Annotated in this window: 16 protein-coding genes; 4 read left to right on the top strand and 12 right to left on the bottom strand. The window is 69.6% G+C overall.

The window, feature by feature from the left end:
* Nucleotides 1-13: 13 nt before the first annotated feature.
* Nucleotides 14-445: a YcgN family cysteine cluster protein gene (locus B7L05_RS00410; protein WP_085808409.1), complete on the top strand. Its 432-nt coding sequence runs from the start codon at nucleotides 14-16 to the stop codon at nucleotides 443-445.
* The gene (locus tag B7L05_RS00405; RefSeq protein WP_256926540.1) at nucleotides 429-1136 is read left to right on the top strand and encodes a M48 family metallopeptidase; all 708 of its coding nucleotides are present in this window, start codon (nucleotides 429-431) and stop codon (nucleotides 1134-1136) included. Before B7L05_RS00410 ends, B7L05_RS00405 begins: the two co-directional genes overlap by 17 nt.
* Here B7L05_RS00405 and B7L05_RS00400 read toward each other — a convergent pair.
* The 11 genes from B7L05_RS00400 to rpmI all read right to left on the bottom strand — a co-directional run bounded on the left by B7L05_RS00400 (nucleotide 1103) and on the right by rpmI (nucleotide 12794).
* On the bottom strand, nucleotides 1103-3259 hold the full coding sequence (locus tag B7L05_RS00400; RefSeq protein WP_085808240.1) for a transglycosylase domain-containing protein: 2157 nt from the start codon (nucleotides 3257-3259) through the stop codon (nucleotides 1103-1105). The genes B7L05_RS00405 and B7L05_RS00400 overlap by 34 nt on opposite strands.
* A gap of 97 nt (nucleotides 3260-3356) precedes the next feature.
* Nucleotides 3357-3752, bottom strand: a complete 396-nt coding sequence (gene msrB, locus B7L05_RS00395) for a peptide-methionine (R)-S-oxide reductase MsrB (RefSeq protein ID WP_085808239.1) — start codon at nucleotides 3750-3752, stop codon at nucleotides 3357-3359.
* A 5-nt stretch (nucleotides 3753-3757) separates the two neighbouring features.
* The gene (locus B7L05_RS00390; RefSeq protein WP_085808238.1) at nucleotides 3758-4870 is read right to left on the bottom strand and encodes an NAD(P)/FAD-dependent oxidoreductase; all 1113 of its coding nucleotides are present in this window, start codon (nucleotides 4868-4870) and stop codon (nucleotides 3758-3760) included.
* Nucleotides 4867-5550, bottom strand: a complete 684-nt coding sequence (locus tag B7L05_RS00385) for a methyltransferase domain-containing protein (protein WP_085808237.1) — start codon at nucleotides 5548-5550, stop codon at nucleotides 4867-4869. Before B7L05_RS00385 ends, B7L05_RS00390 begins: the two co-directional genes overlap by 4 nt.
* Complete coding sequence (locus B7L05_RS00380) at nucleotides 5547-6596, bottom strand: type III polyketide synthase (protein WP_085808236.1); 1050 nt, start codon at nucleotides 6594-6596, stop codon at nucleotides 5547-5549. Before B7L05_RS00380 ends, B7L05_RS00385 begins: the two co-directional genes overlap by 4 nt.
* 52 nt (nucleotides 6597-6648) lie before the next feature.
* On the bottom strand, nucleotides 6649-7533 hold the full coding sequence (locus B7L05_RS00375) for a class I SAM-dependent methyltransferase (RefSeq protein ID WP_085808235.1): 885 nt from the start codon (nucleotides 7531-7533) through the stop codon (nucleotides 6649-6651).
* Complete coding sequence (locus B7L05_RS00370) at nucleotides 7530-8405, bottom strand: aldose 1-epimerase family protein (RefSeq protein WP_085808234.1); 876 nt, start codon at nucleotides 8403-8405, stop codon at nucleotides 7530-7532. The genes B7L05_RS00375 and B7L05_RS00370 overlap by 4 nt, the downstream gene beginning before the upstream one ends.
* 123 nt (nucleotides 8406-8528) lie before the next feature.
* Nucleotides 8529-10880: a phenylalanine--tRNA ligase subunit beta gene (pheT, locus tag B7L05_RS00365; RefSeq protein ID WP_085808233.1), complete on the bottom strand. Its 2352-nt coding sequence runs from the start codon at nucleotides 10878-10880 to the stop codon at nucleotides 8529-8531.
* Nucleotides 10881-10893: 13 nt separating this feature from the next.
* On the bottom strand, nucleotides 10894-12015 hold the full coding sequence (gene pheS, locus B7L05_RS00360; protein ID WP_085808232.1) for a phenylalanine--tRNA ligase subunit alpha: 1122 nt from the start codon (nucleotides 12013-12015) through the stop codon (nucleotides 10894-10896).
* Between the two features lie 186 nt (nucleotides 12016-12201).
* Nucleotides 12202-12573 carry a 50S ribosomal protein L20 gene (gene rplT, locus B7L05_RS00355; RefSeq protein WP_085808231.1) on the bottom strand — a complete coding sequence of 124 codons (372 nt, stop codon included), beginning with the start codon at nucleotides 12571-12573 and terminating at the stop codon, nucleotides 12202-12204.
* 17 nt (nucleotides 12574-12590) lie between these two features.
* Nucleotides 12591-12794, bottom strand: coding sequence for a 50S ribosomal protein L35 (rpmI, locus tag B7L05_RS00350; protein ID WP_076743996.1), 204 nt, complete (start codon nucleotides 12792-12794; stop codon nucleotides 12591-12593).
* Nucleotides 12795-12944: 150 nt separating this feature from the next.
* On the opposite strand from rpmI, the gene B7L05_RS00345 reads away from it, so the two are divergent.
* Nucleotides 12945-15065, top strand: coding sequence for an AsmA family protein (locus tag B7L05_RS00345; RefSeq protein ID WP_085808230.1), 2121 nt, complete (start codon nucleotides 12945-12947; stop codon nucleotides 15063-15065).
* Nucleotides 15066-15107: 42 nt separating this feature from the next.
* On the opposite strand, the gene B7L05_RS00340 is transcribed toward B7L05_RS00345, so the two are convergent.
* Nucleotides 15108-15941, bottom strand: coding sequence for an inositol monophosphatase family protein (locus B7L05_RS00340; protein ID WP_085808229.1), 834 nt, complete (start codon nucleotides 15939-15941; stop codon nucleotides 15108-15110).
* Between the two features lie 65 nt (nucleotides 15942-16006).
* Between B7L05_RS00340 and B7L05_RS00335 the strand changes: the two genes are divergently transcribed.
* The gene (locus B7L05_RS00335; protein ID WP_085808228.1) at nucleotides 16007-16546 is read left to right on the top strand and encodes a peroxiredoxin; all 540 of its coding nucleotides are present in this window, start codon (nucleotides 16007-16009) and stop codon (nucleotides 16544-16546) included.
* Nucleotides 16547-16648 lie beyond the last annotated feature (102 nt).

Genomic DNA, 16648 nt, shown 5'->3' with positions numbered 1-16648 from the left:
TGAACCGCCACGCATGACCAAATTTTGGGAGGACACGCCGCTCGACAAGCTCGACCGCGCGCAGTGGGAGGCGCTGTGCGACGGGTGCGGCAAATGCTGCCTGCACAAGCTGGAGGACGAGGAAACGGGCGAGCTGGTGCCGACCAACGTCGCCTGCCGGCTGCTCGATCGGCGTAGCGGCCAGTGTTCGAACTATCGCAACCGCCGCGCCTATGTCGCCGAATGCGTACGACTGACGATGCGCAACGTGCACGCGATCGACTGGCTGCCGTCGACTTGTGCCTATCGGCTGCGCGCCGCGGGGGCGCCACTACCCGAGTGGCACTACCTCGTCTCCGGCGATCGCGAGGCGGTGCACCGCGCCGGCCAATCGGTGCGCGGCTGGACGATCAGCGAGGACGACGCGGGTGAGCTCGAGAATCACATTGTTGAGCGCGACCTGTGATCCCGTGACGAGCGAGGCGATCGACGTCGTGCGGCACCCGACCGCGCGACGCGCCAAGCTCGTCTTCGATCCGCTGAGCGGCCGAGTGCGGCTGACGATCCCGCGGCGCGCCTCGGCCAAGGCGGCGCTCGCCTGGGCGGCGGGCTATGGCGACTGGATCGCGGCACAGCGCGCCAAGCTGCCGCTGCCGCGCCCGTTCGTCGACGGCGCGACGATCCCGTTCGGCGACGACGTCCTGACGATCGCGTGGGTAGCGGGGGCGTCGCGCATCGTGCGGCGCGACGGCGATCGGCTGTGCCTGTCGGGCCCGCCGGAAACGATCGCGCGCCGTGTCGAAAGCTGGCTGCGGCGCGAGGCGTTGCGGTTGCTTGGTGAGGATACCGCCTTCTACGCCGCGCGCGCCGGCGTGCGGGTGGAAAAGGTCGCGATCGGCGACCCGCGCGGGCGGTGGGGCAGTTGCAGCGGCAGCGGCGCGATCCGCTACAGCTGGCGGCTGGTGCTGGCGCCCGAAGCGGTACGGCGTGCGACCGCGGCGCATGAGGTGGCGCATCGCGTCCACATGGATCACTCCCCCTCCTTCCATGCGCTCGTCGCCGCGCTCTACGGCGCCGATCCGACGCCGCATCGTCAGTGGCTACGCCGCAACGGCGCGCAGCTTCACTGGTACGGGCGCTCGTCCACCGGCGGCTGAACGCGCGGATCGTAGCGCGGATCGCTGTCACCGCGCGGACGCGCGTCGCGCCGCGGGCGGCGATCCTGCTCGGGATCGCGCCCCGTCACGCGGTCGATCCAGTCCTGGTCGAGCCGCTGATCGGGGGGCGGTGCCCCGCCCTGCTCGTCGTCGTACACCGGCCGCTCGCCGCGCGCCGACGGACGTTCGATCCCCTCGCCGGGCTGATCCTGCGGCGCGGGCACCCCGTCGCTCGCGATCGGATTGCCGTTCTCGTCGACGAACGCGCCCGTATCGGGCTCGCCGTAATAGCTCTCTTCGTCGGGTTCGAGCTGCCATTCGGGCAGCGTCACCTCGGTCTCGAACTGTTCGATCGGGCGGCTAGCGACGGCCTTGCTCATGAACTGTGCGAAGGCGCGCGCCGGCGCCGTGCCGCCCTGCAGCCCGCCGATCGGCTTGGCATCGTCGCGGCCCATCCACACGCCGGTGGTGATGCCCGACGAAAAGCCGAGGAACCAGCCGTCCTTCGACGACGACGTCGTGCCCGTCTTGCCCGCGACGGGGCGGCCGATCTGCGCCGCTCGCCCCGTGCCGGTGTTGACCGCGGTCTGCAGCAGATCGGTCATCTGCGCAGCGACATAGGGCGCGACGAGCACGCGGCTGCGATCGACCTCGTGGCTGTAGATCACCTCGTTCTGCGCCGTCACCTTGGTGATGCCGAACGGGGTGACGGCGACGCCCTTGTTCGCGACGCTGGCAAAGGCGCGCGTCATGTCGATCAGCCGCACGTCCGACGTGCCGAGCACCATCGAGGGCTGGGTGTTGACCGGCGTGGTGATGCCGAAGCGCCGCGCCATGTCGGCGACGGTCGCGAAGCCGACCTGCTGGCCGAGCTTCGCCGCCACCGTGTTGATCGAATAGGCAAAGGCGGTGCGCAGCGTGATGCTGCCCGAGAAGCGGCGCGACGAGTTGCGCGGGCTCCACCCGCTGATCGTGATCGGCTCGTCGACCTCGGTCGATTCGGGCGTCTTCCCCGCTTCGAGCGCGGCGAGATAGACGAACAGCTTGAACGCCGATCCCGGCTGGCGCTGCGCCTGCGTCGCGCGGTTGTAGATCGACGCGACGTAATCCTTGCCGCCCACCATCGCGCGCACCGCGCCGTCGCGATCGAGCGCGACCAGCGCGCCCTGCGCCCCGCCCGGCGCATTGGCGCGGATCGCGGCATCGGCGGCGCGCTGCATCGAAAGGTCGAGCGTGGTCCACACGTCGAGCGGCTTCTCGGTCTCGTCGATCAGCAGTTCGAGCTGCGGCAGCGCCCAGTCGGTGAAATAGCGCACCGAATTCTGCCGCGGCTCGGGCGCGAGCTTCACCGCCTGCGGATCGGCCTCCGCCGCCTCCGACGCGCTGATCGCCCCGTTCTGCTCCATCACGCGCAGCACGACCTGCGCACGGTCCACCGCCGCCTGCGCGTCGGCGGTCGGCGAATAGTTGGATGGCGCCTTGACCAGCCCGGCGATGATCGCCGCTTCGCTCAGGCTCAGCCGGTTCGCACCATGACCGAAGAATTTGCGCGCGGCGGCGTCGATGCCATAGGCGCCGCCGCCGTAATAGACCTTGTTGAGGTACAGCTCGAGGATCTGCTCCTTCGAGAACTTGCGCTCCATCGCCAGCGCCAGGATCCACTCGCGGAACTTGCGGCCGAACTTCTTCTGGTTGTTGAGGAACACGTTGCGCGCGAGCTGCTGCGTGATCGTCGAGCCGCCCTGCACCCAGCGCCCGCGATCGACGCGCACCTTGATCGAGCGCGCGACGCCGATCGGATCGACGCCGATATGCTTGTAGAAGCGCTTGTCCTCCACCGCGACGGTCGCCTCGCGCATCACGCGCGGGATGCGGTCGGCTGCCAGCCACTCGCCGTAGCTTGGGCCGATTGACACCAGCACCGTGCCGTCGGCGGCATGGACGCGGATCATCTGGCCGTTGGGCGAGGATTTCAGCTCGTCGAACGACGGCAGCTGCGCGCGCGCGATATAGACGGCGGTGACGAGCGCGCCGAGCGCGAGCACGGCGAGCACGAGCAGCACCTTGACGGTGATCGACAGGCGGCGGCGCCAGGGCGAACGGGGGGCGGGGGCGCGGGCCATCGAAGCGCCTTGCGGGATATAAGCTTAGGCTGTGGTTAACAAGCCGTGGCCACAACGACCCGCCGTCGGCGCAAGGCGCGACGGCGGATCGGCGCGCCTAGTGGCGCGGCTGAAAATCGAGGCTGAGCGAGTTCATGCAATAGCGCAGCCCGGTGGGCGGCGGGCCGTCGGGGAAGACGTGGCCAAGGTGGCTGTCGCATCGGCCGCAGCGCGATTCGATGCGGATCATCCCGTGGCTGGTGTCGCGGTGATCGGTGACCGCCTCGGGCGATAGCGGCTGGGTGAAGCTGGGCCAGCCGGATCCGGAATCGTACTTGTCGGCGCTATCGAACAGCTCGAGCTCGCATGCGGCGCAGTGATAGATGCCGTCGGCCTTGTTGTCGTTGTACTTGCCGCCGAACGCCCGTTCGGTCCCCGCCTCGCGCAGCACGTGATACTGCTCGGGGGTCAGCCGGTTTTTCCATTCGGCCTCGGAAAGGTTGAGTTTTTCCATCGAGTTTAGGTCTCCAGGGCGGCCGGGCCGTAGCGGACGGGATCCGGCGGGATGCGAGTGGCGCTCGCCACCATTTGGGTAATCGCGGGCACGAGGCCAAGGGCGGGCAATGCGATGCGTGACAGCGCCGGGCGTTCGGCGAGCCCGCGGATCAGCGAGGCGATGCCGATCGGGCGGCGCAGGCGACGGGCGAACGCCCTCTGCCAATCGGCGGCACCGATGCCGGCAAGGTGCGCGTGCGCCGCGGACACGCCGCTCGCCAGCGCGATTCCCATCCCCTCCCCGGCGAGCGAGGGGATGACGCCCGCCTGGTCACCGAGCCGGAACAGCCCGTCCTCGCCGGCTGTGGCACGCCAGCCGTAGGGCACGTTGGCGACCGCGTCGGCCGCGGGATAGCCGAAGGCGAGACGCTCGCCGAGCGCCGGGCATTCGTCGCCCAGTTCGGCGAGCAGCGCGGCGGGGCTGCCCGCGGCATGCAGCCGCGAGCGGCGCAGCGCGAGGCACACGTTCACCGAGCGATCCTCCTGCCGCACGATCCCGGCGTAGCCGCGATCGAAGGCGTGCAATTCGATCGCGTCGCCGACGAGCCGGTCGAGCGACGGATGCGGCGCGAGGCGGACGCGCAGGCCGAGCGAGGGATCGTCGCCGCGCGCCGCAGCGGGCCGGGCGCGGCCACGCACGTCGTGTTTGCCGCTAGCGAGAAACAACGCGCGCGGCGTCCGCGTCGACCCGTCGTCGAGCCGCACGCCGTCGTCGATCGCGCGTACCGCGACGCCGCGTTCCACCCTGGCACCCGCCCCGACCGCGCGGTGCATCAGCAGCGTATCGAGGCGGTGGCGCGACACGCCGATCGCCGGGCGGGGCAGCGGTGCCTCGACCATCTTCGTGCCGGCGAACAGGCGCACGCGCGTGACGCGGTCGCGATTAAGCGCATCGGGATCGATGCCGAGCGCCGCCAGCGTGTCGAGGCTGCGCCAGCTGAGAAAGCCGCCGCACAAGGCATCGCCAACCGTGCGGCTGCGCTCGATCAGCAGGTGCGGCGCACCGGCGTTAGCGAGCGTGATCGCCGCCGCCGCGCCCGCCGGCCCGCCCCCGATGATCAGCGTGTCGGGGCTCATCGTCGTCCCTCGACGCACAGGCGGAACGGGAAGCGGCGGTGGATTTCGGCGCCCGCAATCCCGGCTTCGGCGAGGATCGGGGGCCATTCGGACGGGCGATAGCTGCGCGCGATCGACAGCGTGCCGTCGTGGCGGACGATCGGGTGCCACCGCGCGAGCCGGGCGAGCAGCGGATAGCCGCGATAGGCGAAGCCGTGGCGGTGGAGATCGTTGACGAGCCAGCCGACCCGCGCATGCGCCTCCATGAAGCGCAGGAAGGCGACGAGCTGCGCCTGCGTCATGTGATGCGCGACGAGGCTGGAGACGATGAAATCCCAACGCTCCGCGCCGAGATCGGCATAGTCGCCGGTGACGAGGCGGATCGCGGGCGGCGTATGCGGGCGCGCGGCGGCGGCGCTGCGCGGGTTGAGATCGACCCCGACGAGGTCGAAGCTGCGCCCGTGCCGCGCGCCCCAACGCGCGATCCGGCGCAGCATGTCGCCGTCGCCGAATCCGACATCGAGCAGGCGGTAGTGGCCGCCCTTCGTCGTCGTGCGGGCGAGGAAGCCGAGCGTCGGGCGCGGGGCGAGCGTGACGACGTTGACCTTGGCGAGGTCGGCGACGACCGCGGCGTAGACCGCCGGATCGAGGTCGTCGGCGTCCATCAGCTCCTCGGCCTCGGCGCGCACCGCGAGGGTCACGGCGCGCTCCGGAACCCGAAGCCCTCGGCCGCCAGCCCGGGCCCGAAGGCGAGCGCGACGCCGTGCTCGACCGGCGGGCCGGCGAGTACGCGCGCAAGGACGAACATCAGCGTGGCCGACGACATGTTGCCGTTTGCCGCCAGCACCGCGCGCGAATGATCGAGCGCGTCGGCCGGCAGCCCGAGCGCCTGCTCGACCGCGTCGAGGATCGATCGGCCGCCGGCGTGGACCGCCCAGCCGTCGGGCGCCGCGCCGCCGGTCAGCGTCTCGACCAGCGCGGGATCGGCGAGCGCAGTCGCGATCCGGCCCGGCACCTCCCCCGACAGATGCATCGCGAAGCCGGTATCGGTGATGTCCCAGCGAATGAGATCGGCGGAAACGGGCAAGGTGGTGGCGAACGGCCGCTCGATCGCGAAACCGTGCGGCTCGGCGGTGACGAGCGCGGCGGCGGCGCCATCGCCGAATTGCAGCATCGCGAGCAGCGGCTCGATCGCGTCGATCGCCTGAAGGTGCAGTGTCGATAGCTCGACCGTCACGACGAGCACGCGCGCATCGGGCTGCGAGCGGACGATGTGGCGCGCGCTGCGCAGCGCGGCGACCGCGGCGTAGCAGCCCATGAAGCCGACGAGCAGCCGCTCGACGCTGGGCGCGAGCCCGAGCCGCGCGGCGATGATCTGGTCGATGCCGGGCGCGACGAAGCCGGTGCAGCTCGCCACTACGAGATGCGTGATCGGGCCGAGCGGCACCTGCCGCGCGAGATCATCGATCGCCTGAAGTGCGAGCGTCGGCGCGGCCTCGGCATAGTGACGCATGCGCGCGGCGGTGCCGGGATGCGGCTCGTCGGCATAGAAGCCGCCGGGATCGACCGGCGAGCCGCCGGTGTCGGGCAGTACCGACCAGCGATGCCCGATCCCCGCGCGGGCCGCCATGCGATCGAACAGCCGGCGTTCGCGTTCGGGCAGCCGCGCGTGCGCCCAGCCGATGAAGGCGGCGTGGATGTCGTGCGGTGGCACCGCGGTGCCGATCGCGTGGAGGTAGGCGGTCATTCGCGGGTACAACGCGCGACCGCGGGTTTCGGCGCGCGCTTCGCCGCCGCGCTCAATCGTTCGACCAGCGCGCCCAGATCGCGGTGGGCAGCACCAGCCCGCGCGCCTCCTCGCGTACGCCAAGTTCGCCGCACTCGACGCTGCCCGGCAGATCGGCGAATGCCTGGCGCAGCATCTCGCCGATCGCCAGCGCCGACATGCGCACCGCATAGACGGTGAGGAACAGCGCGCGCGAATTGCCGTCGAGCAGGCGGCGGCACTCGGCGATCAGCGCGGGCAGATGCTCCTCCAGACGCCAGATCTCGCCGTCGGGCCCGCGGCCGTATTTCGGCGGATCGAGCAGGATCGCGTCGTATCGGCGATTGCGCCGTACCTCGCGCCCGACGAACTTCGCCGCATCGTCGACGATCCAGCGGATCGGTCGGTCCGCCATGCCCGAAAGCTTGGCATTGGCGCGCGCCGCCTCGACCGACTTCTTGGACGCATCGACGTGCACCATCTTGGCGCCGTGCGCCGACAATGCGAGCGTGCCGACGCCGGTATAGCCGAAGAGGTTGAGCGCCTCGGGTTCGGCGACGCCGGTCAGCCGCTCGCGCAGCCACGACCAGACGGGCGCCATGTCGGGAAAGAAGCCGAGGTGACGAAACGGCGTCGTCTGCGCGGTGAAGCGCACCGTCTCGGCTCCAATCCCCCACGACAGCGGCCAACCATCGCGCGGGGTCGAACGGCGGTACTGCCACTGCCCGCCGCCGTCCTCGTCGCTGCCGGGCACGAACTCGCCGTGCGCCTGCCAGTCGGCGTGCGCGGGTGCCCACAGCGCCTGCGGCTCGGGGCGGATGAAGCGATAGTCGCCGTAGCGCTCGAGCTTGCGCCCGTTGCCGCTGTCGACCAAGCCATAGTCGCCCCACGGCTCGCCGATGAGTGTCTCGAGCTTCATGCGCGCAGCGTGATCGACATGGCGATGTGCTTTGCGCCCCCGGGCGGCACGATGAAGATGCCGGGCTTGTCCTTCAGTTCGCCGGCATAGCCTCGCGGATCGGCGATACCGTGCCACGGCTCGACGCAGATGAAGCGGGCGCCGGGCTTGGTCCAGATGCCAAGCATCGGTGTATCGGGAAAGGCGATTTCGAGGCTGGGCCCATCACCCGCGCCATAAACGACGCTCGCCGAGCGAACTTGGTCCCAGACGAGTGCGTCGTGTGCGAACAGATCGTCCGACAGGTGCAGCACACGGCCATCGAGCGGCGACGGCATCTCGCCCGCCGCGATCGTGCCGTCGGCAGCGATCGGGCGGACGCCGCCGGGTTCGTCCTGCGCAAAGGTAATGCGGTGATCGGCGCGCTCGCGGCCATAGGGCAGCGGCCAGGCGAAGGCGGGGTGGAAGCCGAAGCTCGCCGGCATGTCCGCGTCGCCGGCGTTAGTAACCATAATGTCGATGGCGAGCGTTGCGCCGTCGAGCCGGTAGCTCGCGTCGAGCGTGAAGGCGAACGGGTAGTGCGCGCGCGTCTCGTCGTTCGCTGTCAGGCGGAAGGTGGCGTGCGCCGGGCCGTGATCGATCAGCGTGAACGGCAGGCGGCGGGCGAAGCCGTGCTGCTTCATCGGGTATTCGCCGCCCGCGATCCGGATCACCTCGCCCGCCGGTTTGCCGACAACGGGGAACAGCAGGGGTGCGCGGCCGGTCCAGAAGGCGGGATCGGCGTCGGTCATCAATTCACGCCCGGCGGCGTCCTTCAGCGACGACAGTTCCGCGCCGAGCGGGTTGATCGCCGCCGACAGATGATCGTTCGCGATGGTGATCCAGTCGGTCACATTGCCTCCAACGTGTTGGCGCCATTCCTACCCCGTTCGCCCTGAGCTTGTCGAAGCCCGTGCCACGCAGTGTCGCGCTTTGTGACACGCCCTCGACAGGCTCAGGGCGAACGGGGGTGGTGGTTAGCCGCGCAGCGACGCACCCAGCTTGGCGGCGGCGGCGACGACCTTGTCGGCGATTGCCTTCAGCTCGGCCTCGACGAACGCCTTGTCGCCCGGCTGAAGCACAACCTCGACCGCCATCGACGTCTCCCCGTCCTTGCTGAACACGTCGAATACCCGCGCCGAGACGATCGCGGCTTTGTCCGCGCCCTTCACCGCCCGCGCCAGCGCATCGGCGGCGACGCCGCCCGGCACGAGGAAAGCGAAGTCGCGGCGGACGGCCTGCAGCGCGGGCGGTGTATAGGCCGGACGCATGAAGCCAGCCGACCGCTTCCCGGGAATCGCATCGAGATACAGTTCCACGGCGGCAACGCCGGCGTCGAGATCGAACGCGCGGGTGACGTTGGGGTGGAGGATGCCGAAGGCGGCGAGCACCGTCTTCGGCCCGAGCCGCAGCGTGCCGGACTGGCCGGGGTGCCAGGCGTCACCGGCTTCACCAAACACCTGCAAGTTGTCGACCGGCGCGCCGGCGGCGGCGAGCAGCGCCAGCGCCTCCGTCTTGGCGTCGAACGCATCGAAGCCCTGCGCCTTGCCCGTTTGCCAGTGCCGCGCGCGGCGATCGCCGGCGAGGATCAGACCGAGTGTCGGGCGCTCCTTGTCGGCGAGATAGCGGCGGCCGATCTCGAACAGGCGGATCGTGCCCGCGCCGCGCCGCACGTTGCGCGCCGCCGCCGAGAGCAGGCCGGGCAGCAGCGACGGGCGCATGACCTTCAGGTCCTCGCTGATCGGATTGGCGAGCGTGAAAGCGCCGCCACCGAAAGGTGCGGCTTCGGCCTCCGAGATGAAGCTCCACGTCACCGCCTCGTCGAGCCCGCGCGCGGCGGCGGCGCGGCGGACGCGGCGCTCCAGCTTCTGCTCCGGCGTGGCAGTAGGCGTCGCGACACCCGGCGCGCGCGGCAGCGGCACGGAAGGAATATTATCGATGCCCTCGATGCGGATCACTTCCTCGACCAGATCGGCCGGACCGTCGATATCGCGGCGCCAGGTCGGCGGCGTGACCTGCCAATCGTCGCTGACGGTGAAACCGAGTGAGGTGAGGATTGCACGCTGCCGCTCCGGCGCGACGGCGAGGCCACCGAGCGTCTCGGCGCGGGCGGGGTCATAGGCATAGCTGCGCGTCCCCAGCGGCGGCTCACCGGCGCGGGTGATGCCGGTCGGCTGGCCGCCGCGCAGGTCGAGGACGAGGCGGGTGGCGATGGCGAGGCCATCGTCGAGGAAGGCCGGATCGACGCCGCGCTCGAACCGCTGGCGCGCATCGCTGGTCAGCATCAGCTTCTGGCCGGTGCGCGCGATATGCTCGGGATCGAAATAGGCGCATTCGATGACGACGTCGGTGGTCGTGTCCGAGACGCCCGATTCCTCGCCGCCCATGATGCCGCCGATGTCGTGAACATGCGCGTCGTCGGCGATGACCGTCATCGTCTCGTCGAGCGTGTAGGTCTTGCCGTTCAGCGCGAGGACCGTCTCGCCCGCCTTCGCCTTGCGCGCGACGAGCCCGCCGGAGAGCTTCGCCTTGTCATAGACGTGCAGCGGGCGGCCGAGATCGACGGTGATGTAATTGGTGATGTCGACCAATGCCGAGATCGGCTTCTGCCCGATCGCGCGCAGCCGCTTCGCCAGCCACTTGGGCGAAGCGCCGTTGCTGACGCCGTTGACGCCCTGCGCGAAGAAGGCGGGGCAGCCGGCGGGGTCGTCGGTGCGAACGTCCGGGCCGGGGCCTTCGCCCCCCGCCGGCTCCGCCGTCAGCGGCTTCAGCGAGCCGAGCCCGGCGGCGGCGAGATCGCGCGCGATGCCGCGTACGCCCATGCAATCCTGCCGGTTGGGCGTAATCGACACGTCGATGACGGGATCGTTGAGGCCCGCCCATTCGGCATAGACGTCGCCGACGGGCGCATCGGCGGCCAGTTCGATGATGCCGTCATGATCGTCGCCCAGCTCCAGCTCGCGCGTGGAGCACATCATGCCGTTCGATTCGACGCCGCGGATCGACGCGACCTTCAGGACCATGCCGTTCGCCGGCACGGTCGCGCCGGGCATGCCGAACACGCCGACGAGGCCAGCGCGGGCGTTGGGGGCGCCGCACACGACCTGAAGCGGGCCGTCACCCGCATCGACCGACAGCACCTGAAGCTTGTCCGCCTGCGGATGGCGCTCGGCGGTCAGCACCTTGGCGATGCGGAAAGCGGCAAGCTTCTCGCCGGGGTTCTCGACGCCCTCGACCTCGAGCCCGATGCGGGTGAGGCCGACGAGAATCTCGTCCAGCGATGCCGAGGTGTCGAGGTGGTCCTTGAGCCAGGAAAGCGTGAATTTCATCTCAGTCGTCCGATCACGCCGCGCCGACGCCGCCCGACAGCGTCGGGACGTCGAGGGCGGAGAAGCCATAATGCTTGAGCCAGCGGATATCGCCGTCGAAGAAGGCACGCAGATCGTCCATGCCGTATTTCAGCATGGCGAGGCGATCGATGCCGCAGCCGAACGCGAAGCCCTGCCATTCGTCGGGATCGAGCCCACAGGCGGCGATCACCTTGGGGTGGACCATGCCGCTGCCGAGCACTTCCATCCAGCCGCCGCCATTCTCTCCATTGGCGGGCACGTCACCGCCGCCGCCGATCACGCGTTTGCCCTTTTGCAGCGTGTAGCCGACGTCGACCTCCGCCGACGGCTCGGTGAAGGGGAAGTAGCTCGGGCGCAGACGAAGCACGATGTCGTCGCGCTCGAAGAACGCCTTGAGGAAGGTCTCGAGCGTCCACTTCAGGTGACCCATGGTGATGCCCTTGTCGATCACCAGCCCCTCGACCTGGTGAAACATCGGCGTGTGCGTCGCGTCGCTGTCGCTGCGATAGGTGCGGCCGGGGGCGATGATGCGGATCGGCGGCTTGTTCGCGAGCATGGTGCGGATCTGCACCGGGCTGGTGTGGGTACGCAGCAGACGGGGCCGCTCACGATCCTCGGGCACATGATCACCGGCGAGGTAGAAAGTATCATGCATCGCGCGCGCCGGATGCGTCTCCGGAATGTTGAGCGCGGTGAAATTGTGCCAGTCGGTCTCCATCTCCGGGCCGGTGGCGACCGCGAAGCCGAGATCGGCGAAGATCTCCGCCAGTTCATCCATCACCTGACTGACCGGGTGGATCGTACCGGCGAGCGGCGCGTCGACCGGCAGCGTCATGTCGACTCGCTCGGCGGCGAGCTTCGCCTCCAGCGCGGCAGCCTCCAGCGTGGTCTTGCGGTTGGCGATCGCAGTGGTCACCGCTTCGCGCAGGCCGTGGATCGCCGGGCCCTTCACCTGACGCTCTTCGGGACTTAGCCCGCCCATCGACTTCAGCAGTGCGGTGACGCGGCCCTGCTTGCCCAGCGCGTCGACGCGCACCGTTTCCAGCGCTTCGAGCCCCGCCGCGGCCTCGATCGCGGTCAGCAGATGCGTTTTCAGGTCGTCAATGTCGGTCATCGGTCTCGCCCGTGCGGGTTGTTGGGGCGCTTTAGCTGCGAAGGCGCCGGACACGCAAAGGGCGCGGGTGTCGCCACCCACGCCCTTCGTGTCGCTTCAGGTCTGAACCCCGCCACGCCGTCAGACGGAACAGCTGCGCTGCTCCGCTGCCCGGCTTGGCGAAGGCCTGATCTAGCTGATGCTAGATCAGGCGGTCGCTGCGGCCGGCAGCGCGTTCTTCGCCTGAGCGACGAGTGCGGTAAACGCCGCGCCCTCGTGCATCGCGATGTCGGCGAGCACCTTGCGGTCGAGCTCGATCCCGGCGAGCTTCAGCCCGTGCATGAACTGGCTGTACGACAGCCCCTCCGCCCGGACACCGGCGTTGATGCGCTGGATCCACAGGCCGCGGAAGGTGCGCTTCTTCACCTTGCGATCGCGATAGGCGTACTGGCCGGCCTTCTCGACCGCCTGCCGCGCGACGCGGATCGTGTTCTTGCGACGGCCGCGGTAACCCTTGGCCTGTTCCAGAATGTTCTTGTGCTTGGCGCGAGTGGTTACGCCCCGCTTGACGCGTGCCATGTCTTAACTCCTCTCGCTCAACGCAGGCCGTAGGGGGCCCAGGCCTTCACCGTCGCGGTGTCGGCCTTCGACAGCACCTTGGTGCCGCGGTTCTGGCGGATGTACTTGCCGGTGTGGTGCAGCAGGCGGTGGCGCTTGCCGGCGACGCCGTGCTTCAACAGGCCGGTTGCGGTGAGCTTGAAGCGCTTCTTCACGCCGCTCTTGGTCTTGAGCTTGGGCATTTTGGTCCTTTCGTATCGAGCGAGACTGGAACCGCCGCGGCAGCCCTGATGGCCGGGCGGTTCGTATCACCTCGCTTGGAGAAGCGCGGCCCTGTAGCGATGCCGCACGGCAAATGCAACCAATGCCCGCGCCGAACGATTGCGTGCGACATGGACATGGCGACTCAGCGTAACGAGCAGCCGGCGTCGTCCGGAGCAGAGGAACGCCGCCGGCAGCGCCGGCGGCGCATCCGCAACACGATTCTGGCGATCCTGGCGGTGCCGGCGCTGATCTGGCTCGTCCTGTACATCACCAAGGGACGCTTCCTGAAAGGCCCGTTCGAGACGATCGTCGGCCGGCTGACCAACCGCGAGGTCAAGGTCGGCGGTGATTTCCAGCTGTATTTCGCGCCGTGGCGGATCAAATTCTACGCCGAGCGCTTCACGATCGCCAATCCCGCCTGGACGACGCAGCCCTATCTGTTCCGCGCCGACCGGCTCGACACGCGCATCGCGCCGCTGTCGCTCATTTTCGGCAAGCGCCGGCTCTACTGGCTCGATCTCGTCAACGGCGCGGTCGATCTCGAATGGAACCGCGAGCACACGCGCAACAGCTGGACGTTCAGCGAGAAGAAGGGCGGCAAACGGCTCGAATTCCCGCGCATCGACGTGGCGACGGTACGCGGAACGACGGTGCGGTATCTCGATCCGCGAATGCGCGTGCTCGCGAACCTCAAGGTCGACGACATCCGATCGCAGGACGCGCGAATCGGTCGGGCGGTCGGCGTCAATGGCACGGGGCTGATTCGTGACACGCCGTTCCGCGTCACCGCGCAGTTGCTGTCCCCCGATGCGACCGCGAATCGCGGCAAGAACGAACTCGTCGCGCGCGCCTGGGCAGCGAACAACGTCGTCGACGTCTCGGGCACGCTGCCGTCGATCGCCGAGATCGAGAACGTGCCGCTGGCGACGCGCGCGCGCGGGCGCAATCTTGCCGAACTGCTCGGCATCATCGGCGTCGTCATGCCCGACACGCGGCGCTACGCCATCCGCTCGCAGATGGTGAAGGACGGCGAGGTCTATCGCTTCACCCGGCTGGGCGGCACCGTCGGCCGGAGCGACGTCGCCGGCGTACTGACCGTCACCAACGGCGATCGCGTCCACCTCGATTCGACGATCCGCACACGCAACCTCGACATCATCGATGCCGCATCGATCATCGGCTACAATCCCGATATCGTCGAGGCGCAAGGCGTCGTCGCGGCGGCGGCGGCGACGGGATCGGGCCCGCGCAAACTGATCCCCGATTCGGATCTGCCGGTCGCGAAGCTGCGCGCGTTCGACGCCGACCTCAAATGGACGATCGGTGCGGTCAAATCGCGCCGCGTGCCGATTTCGAATGTCGAGATGACGCTCGATCTCGAACGCGGGCGGCTGGCACTGTCGCCGCTCAGCTTCGCGATGGCGCGCGGCAATGTCGCGAGCGACATCGTGTTCGACACGCGCCAGCGGCCAAGCGCGGTCAGCTACGACGTGCGGCTCGCGCCGACGCCGATGGGACGGCTGCTCGCCGGTTGGGGCGTCGCGGAGGCGGGGACGAGCGGGACGATCAAGGGCCGTGTCGAGCTTGCCGGCCGCGGTGATTCGTTCGCCGATTCGCTCGCCACCGCGCGCGGCCGGATCGCCTTCGTCATGCCGCAGGGCACGCTGTGGACGCGCAACGTCCAGCTGGCCGAGCTCGACATCGGCACGTTCGTGCAGAAGATGTTCGCCGGCAAGCTCAAGAAGCCGGTCGAAATCAACTGCGGGCTGATCGCCTTCACCGTCCGCGGCGGGATCGCGGCGGCCGATCCGATCCTGATCGACACCACCAAGAACGTCATCGTCGGGCGCGGCGGGTTCAGCTTCCGCACCGAGGCGATCGACCTGGCGGTGCGCGCCGACGCCAAGAAGTTCAGCCTGTTCTCCGGCCAGTCGCCGGTCGGCCTCGGCGGCTATTTCTCCGCCCCGGCGATGGACGTCATCAGCCCGCAGCTCGTCGGGCGCGCCGGCATCGGCCTCGGGCTGTCGCTGGTCGCGTCTCCGCTGGCGGGCGTGCTGGCGTTCGTCGACGTGGGCGACGCCAAGTCGGCGGCATGCGGGCCCGTGCTCGGCGGTGCGACCGCGGCGGCGCAGCGCACCACGAAGGGCGAGGCGCGCGACGATGTCGGCCGCGGGACGACGGCCAAGGACGAGAAAGGCCGCGAGAAGCCGGGCAAGGAACAGCGCAAGAAGTTCCTCGGCATCTTTTAACGGTCCGTCGCTGTCCTCGGCCGCGGCGGAGCGACGGGCTGATCAGTGCCCGTGCGCGCCCGACCCATGCTCGTGCCCGCCCGCGACGGCGTGGAGCGCTTCCAGCACCTCGTCCATCCGCGCCGGATCGCCGATCGCCAGCACCTGCCCGGTGCTCGCCTCGGTCAGCGGATCGCCGTTCCAGTCGCACATCCGCCCGCCGGCGCCCTCGACGATCGGCGCGAGCGCAGCAAAATCGTGCAGCGCCAGCCCGCCCTCGCACACGATGTCGAGGTGGCCACTCGCGAGCAGCCCGTAATTGTAGCAGTCGCCGCCATAGACCGGCCCCTGCCGTGCGTGCCCGCCCGATACCGCCGCGACCAGCGCGAGGAAGTGCGGCACCTCGTCGTCGTTGAACGCGTGTGGGCTGGTGGTGGCGAGGATCGCGCCCTCCACTTCGCGGCAGGCACGCGTGCGCGCGGGCGCGCCGTTGAACAGCGTCGGCCGCCCCGCCGCGCCGATCCAGCGTTCGCGCACGATCGGCTGGTCGATCACGCCCAGCATCGGCCAGCCGTCCTCCACCAGCGCGATCAGCGTGCCGAAGATCGCGCGGCCGACGGTGAAGCTGCGCGTGCCGTCGATCGGGTCGAGTACCCAGCGCCGCCCGGTCACGCCGTCCTTCACGCCATATTCCTCGCCGTGGATCGCATCGCCCGGTGCCTCGGCGTCGAGGATGCGGCGCATCGCGGCCTCGGCGGCACGATCCGCCAGCGTCACGGGCGAGTGATCGGCCTTGATCTCGGTACCCAGCTCGCCGCGGAAATAGGGGCGGATCGCCTCCCCCGCCGCATCGGCGAGGCGGTGGGCGAGATCGAGGTCGGCTTGACGGATCGGCATCCGCCCGCCCTATCGCAGCGTCACGCGAACGGCTAGGATCAAGCGTCATCCCGGAGATCCGATCCATGCGCCACATCCCCGCCGCCGCTGCCGCCGTTTCGCTCGCGCTCGCCGCACCGGCCGCCGCGACGCTTGCCGTCGGCGCAAAGGCGCCCGATTTCACCACGCGCGGCGCGGTGGCGGGCAAGATCGTGACGGTGAACCTCGCGCAGCAGCTCAAGAAGGGCCCCGTGGTGCTGTACTTCTTCCCCGCCGCCTTCACCGCCGGCTGCAACGCCGAGGCGCGCGCCTTTGCCGAGAACATCGCCAATTTCCGCGCCGCGGGCGCGACGGTGATCGGGCTGTCGGCCGATCCGGTCGACGATCTCGTGAAGTTCTCCGCCACCGAATGCGCCGGCAAGTTCGCCGTTGCGAGCGCGGGGCCACGCGTCGTCACCGGCTACGATGTCGCGCTCGGGCGGCAAATAAAGGGGCGCGACGCGACCAATCGTACCAGCTACGTGATCACGCGCGACGGGCGGATCAACTTCGTTCACAGCGAACTCGCGGCGGATCAACACGTTGCGCTGACGCTGGCGGCGGTGCGGCGCTTGAAGTCTTCCTGATCCGCGCTGCTCGCCGGCAACGCAATCTTAGCGCTTGGCAAGTAAAGCCGGACCGGGGCGGGGCATCATCGGGGTGCCGCGAGCAGCGGGGCGGACGGTGCA

The sequence above is a fragment of the Sphingomonas sp. TZW2008 genome, assembly GCF_002117915.1.
In the GTDB taxonomy this organism is placed as follows: Bacteria; Pseudomonadota; Alphaproteobacteria; order Sphingomonadales; family Sphingomonadaceae; genus Sphingomonas.
The sequence above is the reverse complement of the archived record's forward strand: the minus strand, read 5'-3'. Positions and strand labels throughout refer to the sequence as shown.

Bases quoted from the DNA above. Each gene is read 5' to 3' on its own strand.
- msrB (WP_085808239.1), bottom strand. From the start codon at position 3,752: ATGGAAAAACTCAACCTTTCCGAGGCCGAATGGAAAAACCGGCTGACC.
- B7L05_RS00345 (WP_085808230.1), top strand. From the start codon at position 12,945: ATGGACATGGCGACTCAGCGTAACGAGCAGCCGGCGTCGTCCGGAGCA.
- rplT (WP_085808231.1), bottom strand. From the start codon at position 12,573: ATGGCACGCGTCAAGCGGGGCGTAACCACTCGCGCCAAGCACAAGAAC.
- B7L05_RS00390 (WP_085808238.1), bottom strand. From the start codon at position 4,870: ATGAGCCCCGACACGCTGATCATCGGGGGCGGGCCGGCGGGCGCGGCG.
- pheS (WP_085808232.1), bottom strand. From the start codon at position 12,015: ATGACCGACATTGACGACCTGAAAACGCATCTGCTGACCGCGATCGAG.
- B7L05_RS00340 (WP_085808229.1), bottom strand. From the start codon at position 15,941: ATGCCGATCCGTCAAGCCGACCTCGATCTCGCCCACCGCCTCGCCGAT.
- B7L05_RS00400 (WP_085808240.1), bottom strand. From the start codon at position 3,259: ATGGCCCGCGCCCCCGCCCCCCGTTCGCCCTGGCGCCGCCGCCTGTCG.
- B7L05_RS00335 (WP_085808228.1), top strand. From the start codon at position 16,007: ATGCGCCACATCCCCGCCGCCGCTGCCGCCGTTTCGCTCGCGCTCGCC.
- B7L05_RS00380 (WP_085808236.1), bottom strand. From the start codon at position 6,596: ATGACCGCCTACCTCCACGCGATCGGCACCGCGGTGCCACCGCACGAC.
- pheT (WP_085808233.1), bottom strand. From the start codon at position 10,880: ATGAAATTCACGCTTTCCTGGCTCAAGGACCACCTCGACACCTCGGCA.
- rpmI (WP_076743996.1), bottom strand. From the start codon at position 12,794: ATGCCCAAGCTCAAGACCAAGAGCGGCGTGAAGAAGCGCTTCAAGCTC.
- B7L05_RS00410 (WP_085808409.1), top strand. From the start codon at position 14: ATGACCAAATTTTGGGAGGACACGCCGCTCGACAAGCTCGACCGCGCG.
- B7L05_RS00375 (WP_085808235.1), bottom strand. From the start codon at position 7,533: ATGAAGCTCGAGACACTCATCGGCGAGCCGTGGGGCGACTATGGCTTG.